This is a genomic window from Stenotrophomonas sp. SrG, from assembly GCF_050031795.1.
In the GTDB taxonomy this organism is placed as follows: Bacteria; Pseudomonadota; Gammaproteobacteria; order Xanthomonadales; family Xanthomonadaceae; genus Stenotrophomonas; species Stenotrophomonas rhizophila_A.
The window spans coordinates 1-229 of record NZ_JBNBBE010001854.1 but is presented as its reverse complement, the minus strand read 5'-3'; the positions used below and the strand labels follow the sequence as shown (position 1 = coordinate 229).

Here is a 229-nt window from a genome sequence, read left to right as displayed (position 1 = left end):
CGTTCAGACCGTCCATGTCCAGCGCGGCCACCTCGCCTGCCGCGACCAACACCGCCACGGGACCCGGCAGGAACGGCAGGGCCAGCGCCGAATCGAGCGCATTGAAGGCCTCGCGGAAGCGCGAAGGCGATGACAGGCCGGCGGCGCGCACCTGCGCATGCCGCAGCGCCAGCGCCAGCCTGAACAAGGCCCAGCGGACGTCGCCGACGATCCCATAGGCCGACACCAC

1 protein-coding gene is annotated in these 229 nt (G+C 71.6%); it reads right to left on the bottom strand.

Translation table 11 applies throughout. The features are described from left to right. On the bottom strand, nucleotides 1-229 hold a 229-nt coding region (locus ACQG3P_RS25615), incomplete at both ends, for a hypothetical protein (RefSeq protein ID WP_426806612.1).